Below are 9,474 nucleotides of genomic sequence, written 5' to 3'. Positions count from 1 at the left end.
GATCAACGTGCTGTTCGCGATGCTCCGCGACGGCACCTTCTACGAACCCAGAACCCCACGCCTCGCTTGACGAAAGACATAGAGGCACCCCCGCGTCAGAGTTGCGTCAAAGACCACCCCCGAGTCCCCTCCCGCCCCCTCCGCCCGGATCGGCGGCCGTAAGGTCGACGCTGCGTAGGCAGTGTTGACCGGAAGACAATGGACCCATGGGACGCGGCAGGCTTCGGATCTATCTCGGTGCGGCACCGGGCGTCGGCAAGACGTACGCGATGCTGTCCGAGGCGCACCGCAGGATCGAGCGGGGTACCGACTGCGTCGTGGGCTTCGTGGAGCACCACGGGCGGCCGCGCACCGAGGTGATGCTGCACGGGCTGGAAGCAACCCCGCGCAGGGAGATCGCGTACCGGGACTCCGTCTTCGGCGAGATGGATGTCGATGCCCTCCTGCGCCGGGCCCCCGCCGTCGCCCTGGTGGACGAACTCGCCCACACCAACATCCCGGGCTCGCGCAACGCCAAGCGCTGGCAGGACGTGGAGGAACTGCTCGCGGCCGGGATCGACGTGGTCTCGACCGTGAACATCCAGCACCTGGAGTCGCTCGGAGACGTGGTCGAGTCGATCACCGGGGTGCGGCAGCAGGAGACCGTGCCCGACGAGTTCGTACGCCGGGCCGACCAGATCGAGCTTGTCGACATGTCCCCCCAGGCGCTCAGGCGTCGTATGGCGCACGGCAACATCTACCAGCCGGACAAGGTCGACGCGGCGCTCTCCAACTACTTCCGGCCGGGCAATCTGACCGCCCTGCGGGAGCTCGCGCTGCTGTGGGTGGCCGACCGGGTCGACGAGTATCTCAAGCAGTACCGCAACGATCACCAGGTCTCCAGGATCTGGGGATCCAGGGAGCGGATCGTCGTCGGGCTGACCGGCGGGCCGGAGGGGCGGACGCTGATAAGGCGGGCCGCGCGCCTGGCGGAGAAGGGCGCCGGCGGCGAGGTGCTCGCCGTCTACATAGCCCGCAGCGACGGTCTGACCTCCGCCTCGCCCAAGGAACTCGCCGTCCAGAGGACGCTTGTCGAAGACCTTGGAGGAACCTTTCACCATGTCGTCGGCGACGACATACCGGCCGCGCTGCTCGACTTCGCGCGCGGCGTCAACGCCACCCAGATCGTCCTCGGTTCCTCCCGCCGCAAAACCTGGCAGTACGTCTTCGGACCCGGTGTCGGCGCGACCGTGGCCCGCGAGTCCGGGCCCGACCTGGACGTGCACATCGTCACCCACGACGAGGTCGCCAAGGGGCGCGGACTGCCCGTCGCCCGCAGCGCCCGGCTGGGGCGGGCCCGGATCCTGTGGGGCTGGCTGGTCGGTCTGGCCGGTCCGGCGTTCCTGACGATCCTGCTCACCACCGTCGACCTCGGCCTCGCCAACGACATGCTGCTGTTCCTGGCGGTCGTGGTCGCGGCGGCCCTGCTCGGCGGCCTCTTCCCCGCGCTCGCGTCGGCCGCGCTCGGCTCGCTGCTGCTCAACTACTTCTACACACCGCCCCTGCATCGCTGGACCATCGCCGACCCGAAGAACATCGTCGCCATCGTGATCTTCGTGGGCGTCGGCATCTCGGTGGCCTCCGTGGTCGACCTCGCCGCCCGCCGCACCCACCAGGCCGCCCGGTTGCGCGCCGAGTCGGAGATCCTGTCCTTCCTCGCCGGCAACGTGCTGCGCGGCGAGACCCGCCTGGAGGAACTCCTGGAGCGCGTCCGGGAGACCTTCGGCATGGAGTCGGCGGCCCTGCTGGAACGGGCGGGCGACGTCGAGCCGTGGACCTGCGCCGGCCGGGCGGGACTGGGACCCCCCGTGGAGCGGCCGGAGGACGCCGACGTCGACATGCCGGTGGGCGACCACATGGCGCTCGCGCTCACCGGCCGGGTGCTGCCCGCCGAGGACCGTCGGGTGCTCGCGGCCTTCGCCGCCCAGGCCGCCGTCGCCCTGGACCGCCGCAGGCTCCAGGAGGAGGCCGACCAGGCCCGCACACTGGCCGAGGGCAACCGCATCCGTACGGCGCTGCTGGCGGCCGTCTCGCACGATCTGCGGACCCCGCTCGCCGGCATCAAGGCGGCCGTCTCGTCGCTCAGGTCCGACGACGTGGCGTGGTCCGAGGAGGACCAGGCAGAGCTCCTGGAGGGCATCGAGGAGGGCGCCGACCGGCTGGACCACCTTGTGGGCAACCTGCTCGACATGTCCCGCCTGCAGACCGGTACGGTCACCGCGATCATCCGGGAGATCGACCTCGACGAGGTGGTGCCGATGGCGCTCGGCGGGGTGCCCGACGGGAGCGTGGAAATGGACGTGCCGGAGACTTTGCCGATGGTCGCCGTCGACCCGGGGCTGCTGGAGCGGTCGGTGGCCAACCTGGTCGAGAACGCCGTCAAGTACAGCCCGCCCGGCCATCCCGTCCGGGTCTCCGCCAGCGCCATCGCCGACCGGGTCGAGCTACGGGTCGTGGATCGCGGCCCCGGCGTCCCCGACGAGGCCAAGGAGCGCATCTTCGCGCCCTTCCAGCGCTACGGCGACGCCCCGCGCGGCGCGGGGGTGGGGCTCGGGCTCGCGGTGGCCCGGGGTTTCGCGGAGGCCATGAACGGCACCCTCAACGCCGAGGACACACCCGGGGGCGGCCTCACCATGGTGCTGACGCTCCGCGCGGAGCACACGCACGCGGAGCTCCTCGTGGACCCCTTCGCAGAGGCAGAGGCAGAGGCAGAAGCGGCGGCAGAAGCAGCGACTGAAACCGAAAGGCAGGCCACATGACCAGAGTGCTGGTCATCGACGACGAGCCGCAGATCGTGCGCGCCCTCGTGATCAACCTCAGGGCGCGCAAGTACGAGGTCGACGCGGCGCACGACGGCGCCACCGCGCTCCGGCTCGCCGCCGCCCGCCACCCCGACGTGGTCGTCCTCGACCTGGGCCTGCCCGACATGGACGGCGTCGAGGTGATCCGGGGACTGCGCGGCTGGACCCGGGTGCCGATCCTCGTGCTGTCCGCCCGGCACTCCTCCGACGAGAAGGTCGAGGCGCTGGACGCGGGCGCCGACGACTACGTCACCAAGCCCTTCGGCATGGACGAGCTGCTCGCCCGCCTCAGGGCCGCCGTGCGCCGCGCCGAGCCCACCGGGGGCGGCGAGGACGAGGTCCTGGTGGAGACCGACGAGTTCACCGTCGACCTGGCCGCCAAGAAGGTCCGCAAGCAGGGCCGAGACGTACGTCTCACCCCCACCGAGTGGCACCTGTTGGAGGTGCTGGTCCGCAACACCGGCCGGCTCGTCGGCCAGAAGCAGCTCCTCCAGGAGGTCTGGGGGCCGTCGTACGGGACGGAGACGAACTACCTGCGGGTCTACATGGCCCAGCTGCGGCGGAAGTTGGAGGCGGACCCCTCGCATCCCAAGCACTTCGTCACGGAACCGGGGATGGGATACCGGTTCGAACGCTAGTGCTGCGGGTACAACGCTGTCGGCGCACCCCGGTACGCTTTCGGATATGAGTGCTGTTCCGCGTTCCGAGAAGCCGGTGGGCCGGTTCCGGCGCATGCTCGACCGGCTCTCCTCGTCGCAGGAGGACCTGGAGTCCGAGGAGCTGCGGGAGGACACCGAGACCGCAGGCTGCACTCGGATAGGCGACTGCCACGACCGTCAGATCGTGACCGTTACTGGTACCTTGCGCACGGTCACCCTGCGTCCGCGCGCGGGCGTCCCGGCCCTGGAGGCCGAGCTGTTCGACGGCTCCGCCGCCCTGGACGTGGTGTGGCTCGGTCGGCGGTCCATCGTCGGGATAGAACCGGGGCGCAAGCTGATCGCCTCCGGGCGGATCTCGATGAGCCGGGGCCGCCGGGTGCTGTTCAATCCGAAATACGAACTCCGACCCGTGGGACGGGAGTAGCCGGTGACGTCTCTCGACAAGCCGACCGAAGACACTCAGGCCGACGACGCACGGGCGGTGACCGAGGCCGCCCTGTTCGAGGCGTTCGGCGGCGTCCGGGGCATGGTCGAGACGGTCCTGCCGGGCCTGCTCTTCGTCACGATCTTCACCATCAACAAGGACCTGCACCTGTCGGCGATCGCCGCGCTCGCAGTGTCACTGCTGCTGGTCGTGGTCCGTCTGGTCATGCGGGACACCGTCAAGCACGCCTTCAGCGGTGTCTTCGGCGTCGCCTTCGGTGTCGTCTTCGCGATGATGACGGGCAACGCCAAGAACTTCTATCTCCCGGGCATGCTGTACACCCTGGGCCTGGGCCTGGCGTACATCATCACCACGCTCGCGGGTGTGCCGCTGATGGGGCTCATCCTCGGCCCGGTCTTCAAGGAGAACCTCTCCTGGCGGACCCGCAACCCCGGCCGCAAGAAGGCGTACTCCAAGGCCAGTTACGCCTGGGGCGGCATCCTGCTCGCCAAGTGCGCGATCCTCTTCCCGCTGTACTGGTGGGCCGACACCGCGCAGCTCGGCTGGGTCCTGGTCGCCCTCAAGATCCCGCCCTTCCTGCTCGCCGTGTGGCTCACCTGGGTCTTCCTCGCGAAGGCGCCGGCTCCGATCGACGTGTTCGCGGAGATGGAGGCCGAGGAGAAGGCCGAGGAGGAGCGCAAGGCGGCCCAGGCCGCGGAGCACGGGGACACGGAGGCCGCGGGCGGACGGCACCGGCGCGAGGCGTAGATCGCGGCACTACCGACACCGTCTTTACGACGGCGGAGGGCGCCCTGCGTGTGCAGGGCGCCCTCCGCCGTCGTACCGCCCAAGAGGCTTCTTCCCGCTAAGAGGCGTCTTCGCGGCGGACCGACAGCAGGTCCTCCAGCTGTTCCTCGCGGGCCTGGGCGGCCACGAACAGGAGTTCGTCGCCGGCCTCCAGGGAGTCCTCCCGCGACGGGGTGAGCACGCGGGTGCCGCGGATGATGGTGACCAGGGAGGTGTCCTCGGGCCACTCCACGTCGCCCACCGTGGTGCCGGCCAGGGCCGACTCCTCGGGCAGGGTCAGCTCGACCAGGTTCGCGTCGCCGTGGCTGAAGCGGAGCAGGCGGACCAGGTCGCCGACACTCACCGCCTCCTCGACCAGGGCGGACATCAGGCGCGGGGTGGAGACGGCGACGTCCACGCCCCAGGACTCGTTGAACAGCCACTCGTTCTTCGGGTTGTTCACCCGGGCGACGACCCGCGGGACGCCGTACTCCGTCTTCGCCAGCAGGGAGACGACCAGGTTGACCTTGTCGTCGCCCGTCGCGGCGATCACGACGTTGCAGCGCTGGAGCGCGGCCTCGTCCAGGGAGGTGATCTCACAGGCGTCGGCGAGCAGCCACTCCGCCTGCGGAACGCGCTCGACCGAGATGGCGGTCGGCGCCTTGTCGATGAGAAGGACCTCGTGGCCGTTCTCCAGCAGTTCGCCCGCGATCGAGCGGCCGACCGCACCGGCACCGGCAATGGCGACCCTCATCAGTGACCGCCCTCCTCTTCGGGGCCCTCGGCGAAGGACGCCTCGACCTTCTCGATGTCGTCCGTGCGCATCATCACGTGGACGAGGTCGCCCTCCTGCAGCACCGTCTGCGAGGTGGGCAGTATGGCCTCGCCGAGGCGGGTCAGGAACGCCACGCGGACGCCCGTCTCCTCCTGCATCCTGCTGATCTTGTGGCCGACCCAGGCGGTCGAGGCGTGCACCTCGGCCAGCTGGACCCCACCGGTGGGATCACGCCACAACGGTTCCGCGCCCGAGGGCAGCAGCCGGCGCAGCATCTGGTCCGCCGTCCAGCGGACCGTGGCCACCGTCGGGATGCCCAGGCGCTGGTAGACCTCGGCGCGCCGGGGGTCGTAGATGCGGGCAGCGACGTTCTCGATGCCGAACATCTCGCGGGCCACGCGCGCGGCGATGATGTTGGAGTTGTCGCCGCTGGAGACCGCGGCGAAGGCGCCGGCCTCCTCGATGCCCGCCTCGCGCAGGGTGTCCTGGTCGAAACCGACCCCGGTGACACGGCGACCGCCGAAACCGGAGCCCAGTCGTCGGAAGGCGGTGGGGTCCTGGTCGATCACGGCGACCGTGTGCCCCTGTTGCTCCAGGGCCTGGGCGAGAGCGGAACCCACTCTCCCGCAGCCCATGATGACGATGTGCACGACCGTCCTTCCGGTGTCAATAAGTACTGCTCAGCCACATCAGGGTCTCAGACCGACGCCCAAGCTACACACGGGCGTAGGACGACGGCACCCCTGTGCACGGTTGCCCCGACTTCGGGCCGGTCAGCGGCGGCTGATGCTGCGGACGCTCGCGAGCGTCAGGATCCCGAGGCCGACGAGGGCTGCCGCGGCGCCGATCAGCTCTGCGGTCGTGTGCATGGAACCTCCGGGAGCAGTAGGGGCGGGGGTCCTGTCATATAGGCATGCCGCCCCGCTCACCTGCGCAATCCGTACCCGGAGGGGGTCCGGATTTCACCCGGAGAGCAGATGCGGGGTGCCGGGTGGTTGTTCTTCCTTTCGAACGCTTACGCTTCTCTGTTGTGTCCAAACTGACCGACGTGCCCAAACGGATCCTCATCGGGCGCGCACTGCGCAGTGACCGGCTCGGGGAAACGCTCCTGCCGAAGCGCATCGCCCTTCCGGTGTTCGCCTCCGACCCGCTGTCCTCCGTGGCGTACGCGCCCGGCGAGGTGCTGCTGGTCCTGTCCATCGCGGGCGTGTCGGCGTACCACTTCAGCCCGTGGATCGCCGTGGCGGTCGTCGTGCTGATGTTCACGGTGGTCGCCTCCTACCGGCAGAACGTGCACGCGTACCCGAGCGGCGGCGGCGACTACGAGGTGGCCAACACCAACCTCGGCCCCAAGGCGGGTCTCACGGTCGCCAGCGCCCTGCTGGTCGACTACGTCCTCACGGTCGCCGTCTCCATCGCCTCCGGCATCGAGAACCTCGGCTCCGCGGTCCCCTTCGTGGTCGAGCACAAGGTGTTCTGCGCGATCGCCGTGATCGTCCTGCTCACGCTGATGAACCTGCGCGGCATGAAGGAGTCCGGCTCGCTGTTCGCGATTCCGACGTACGTCTTCGTCACGGGCGTCTTCATCATGATCGCGTGGGGCGCGTTCCGCGGTCTGGTTCTGGGCGACACCATGCGGGCACCGACGGCGGACTACCACATCAAGGCCGAGCACCAGGGCCTGGCCGGATTCGCCCTTGTCTTCCTGTTGCTGCGCGCCTTCTCCTCCGGCTGCGCCGCGCTCACCGGCGTCGAGGCCATCTCCAACGGCGTACCGGCCTTCCGCAAGCCGAAGTCGAAGAACGCGGCGACCACGCTCGCGATGATGGGCCTGCTCGCCGTCACCATGTTCTGCGGGATCATCGCGCTGGCCATGGTCACCAAGGTCCGCATGGCCGAGAACCCGGCTGTCGACCTGATCCACAACGGCGTCGCGCTCGGCTCCGACTACGTGCAGAACCCGGTGATCTCACAGGTCGCCGAGGCCGTCTTCGGCAAGGGCAGCTTCCTGTTCATCGTGCTGGCCGCGGCCACCGCGCTCGTGCTGTTCCTCGCCGCGAACACCGCCTACAACGGCTTCCCGCTGCTCGGCTCGATCCTCGCCCAGGACCGCTATCTGCCGCGCCAGCTGCACACCCGCGGCGACCGCCTCGCCTTCTCCAACGGCATCGTGCTGCTGGCCGGTGCGGCCGGACTCCTGGTGTGGATCTACGGCGCCGACTCGACCCGGCTGATCCAGCTCTACATCGTCGGCGTGTTCGTGTCCTTCACGCTCAGTCAGACGGGCATGGTCCGGCACTGGAACCGCCACCTGGCCACCGAGAAGGACGCCGCGAAGCGCAGCCACATGATCCGCTCCCGCGCGATCAACGCCTTCGGTGCCTTCTTCACCGGGCTCGTCCTGGTCGTCGTCCTGGTCACCAAGTTCACCCACGGCGCCTGGGTGGCCCTGCTCGGCATGTGCATCTTCTACGCGACGATGACGGCGATCCGGAAGCACTACGACCGGGTCTCCGCGGAACTCGCGGCGCCCGAGGGCCCGAGCGACGACAGCCTGCGGCCCTCCCGCGTCCACTCCGTGGTCCTGATCTCCAAGATCCACCGCCCGGCGCTGCGCGCCCTCGCCTACGCCAAGCTGATGCGCTCGGACTCCTTGGAGGCCCTGAGCGTCAACGTCGACCCGGCCGAGACCAAGGCGCTGCGCGCCGAGTGGGAACGGCGCGGGATCGACGTACCGCTGAAGGTGCTGGACTCGCCGTACCGCGAGATCACGCGGCCGATCATCGACTACGTCAAGGGGCTCCGGAAGGAGTCGCCGCGCGACGCGGTGTCCGTGATCATCCCCGAGTACGTCGTCGGCCACTGGTACGAGCATCTGCTGCACAACCAGAGCGCGCTCCGGCTCAAGGGCCGGCTGCTGTTCACGCCGGGGGTCATGGTGACCTCGGTGCCCTATCAGCTGCAGTCCTCGGAGGCGGCGAAGAAGCGCGCTCGCAGGCGGCAGGAGTGGAACGCGCCCGGCGCGGTGCGGCGCGGTCCGGCCGAGCAGCGGGCGAAGGAGACGCCGGCGCCGAAGTAGACTGGTGGGCTGTTGTCCTGGTGGGTTGTCGACCCACCGCTTCCCTTGACGTTGTGGAGTCACCCCGCCATGCAGGCAGAACCGAAGAAATCGCTGGTGGGGCTGGAGTTCGAAGTCGAGGTCGGCCCCGTCGCCCACGGCGGGCACTGCATCGCCCGCACGGACGACGGCCAGGTGCTGTTCGTCCGGCACACGCTGCCCGGTGAGCGGATCGTGGCCCGGGTGACGGAGGGCGAGGAGGGAGCGCGTTTCCTGCGCGCGGACGCGGTTTCCATTCTGGAGCCGTCCAAGGACCGCATCGAGGCGCCCTGCCCCTACGCCGGTCCCGGCCGCTGCGGCGGCTGCGACTGGCAGCACGCGAAGCCGGGTGCGCAGCGACGCCTCAAGGGGGAGGTCGTCGCCGAGCAGCTGAAGCGGCTCGCCGGGCTCACCCCCGAGGAGGCCGGCTGGGACGGCACGGTCATGCCGGCCGAGGGCGACAAGCTGCCGGCGGGCGAGGTGCCCGCCTGGCGCACCCGCGTGCAGTACGCGGTGGACGCCGACGGCAACGCCGGTCTGCGCCGCCACCGTTCGCACGAGGTCGAGCCGATCGAGCACTGCATGATCGCGGCGCCGGGCGTCAGCGAGCTGGGCATCGAGGAGCGCGACTGGTCCGGGATGGCGTCCGTGGAGGCGATCGCGGCGACCGGCTCCCAGGACCGCATGGTCATCCTGGAGCCCCGCCCGGGCGCCCGGCTGCCGCTGGTGGAGCTGGACAAGCCGGTCTCCGTGATGCGCGTCGAGGAGCACGACGGCGGCATCCACCGCGTCCACGGCCGCGCCTTCGTGCGCGAGCGGGCCGACGGCCGCACCCACCGGGTGGGCAGCGGCGGCTTCTGGCAGGTGCATCCGCAGGCGGCCGACACCCTGGT

8 protein-coding genes are annotated in these 9,474 nt (G+C 69.9%); 6 read left to right on the top strand and 2 right to left on the bottom strand.

Going from position 1 to position 9,474, the window contains the following annotated elements:
• The first annotated feature begins 206 nt into the window (after positions 1-206).
• Genes ACZ39I_RS30770 through ACZ39I_RS30755 form a run of 4 tightly spaced genes read left to right on the top strand, consistent with a single transcriptional unit; the run spans position 207 to position 4,691 of the window.
• Complete coding sequence (locus ACZ39I_RS30770) at positions 207-2,798, top strand: DUF4118 domain-containing protein (RefSeq protein WP_467248064.1); 2,592 nt, start codon at positions 207-209, stop codon at positions 2,796-2,798.
• The gene (locus ACZ39I_RS30765) at positions 2,795-3,478 is read left to right on the top strand and encodes a response regulator (RefSeq protein WP_467248063.1); all 684 of its coding nucleotides are present in this window, start codon (positions 2,795-2,797) and stop codon (positions 3,476-3,478) included. The genes ACZ39I_RS30770 and ACZ39I_RS30765 overlap by 4 nt, the downstream gene beginning before the upstream one ends.
• 46 nt (positions 3,479-3,524) lie before the next feature.
• A complete protein-coding gene (locus ACZ39I_RS30760; RefSeq protein ID WP_037710883.1) occupies positions 3,525-3,923 on the top strand; it encodes an OB-fold nucleic acid binding domain-containing protein in 399 nt (132 codons plus the stop codon).
• A gap of 3 nt (positions 3,924-3,926) precedes the next feature.
• Entirely contained in the window at positions 3,927-4,691 is a 765-nt protein-coding gene (locus ACZ39I_RS30755) for a DUF3159 domain-containing protein (RefSeq protein ID WP_352382234.1), read from the top strand.
• 97 nt (positions 4,692-4,788) lie between these two features.
• Here ACZ39I_RS30755 and ACZ39I_RS30750 read toward each other — a convergent pair whose 3' ends face one another.
• Both ACZ39I_RS30750 and ACZ39I_RS30745 read right to left on the bottom strand, forming a co-directional pair.
• Positions 4,789-5,463 (bottom strand): potassium channel family protein, encoded by a 675-nt coding sequence (locus tag ACZ39I_RS30750; protein ID WP_362660236.1) that lies wholly within the window; start codon positions 5,461-5,463, stop codon positions 4,789-4,791.
• A complete protein-coding gene (locus tag ACZ39I_RS30745; RefSeq protein WP_352382230.1) occupies positions 5,463-6,134 on the bottom strand; it encodes a potassium channel family protein in 672 nt (223 codons plus the stop codon). The genes ACZ39I_RS30750 and ACZ39I_RS30745 overlap by 1 nt, the downstream gene beginning before the upstream one ends.
• 380 nt (positions 6,135-6,514) lie before the next feature.
• Here ACZ39I_RS30745 and ACZ39I_RS30740 point away from each other — a divergent pair, with 380 nt between their 5' ends.
• Positions 6,515-8,563, top strand: coding sequence for an APC family permease (locus tag ACZ39I_RS30740; RefSeq protein WP_467248060.1), 2,049 nt, complete (start codon positions 6,515-6,517; stop codon positions 8,561-8,563).
• A 69-nt stretch (positions 8,564-8,632) separates the two neighbouring features.
• A partial coding sequence (locus ACZ39I_RS30735; protein ID WP_467248059.1) for a class I SAM-dependent RNA methyltransferase occupies positions 8,633-9,474 on the top strand: 842 nt, incomplete at its 3' end.

The organism is Streptomyces sp. NPDC024687, assembly GCF_055559055.1.
The sequence above is the reverse complement of the archived record's forward strand: the minus strand, read 5'-3'. Positions and strand labels throughout refer to the sequence as shown.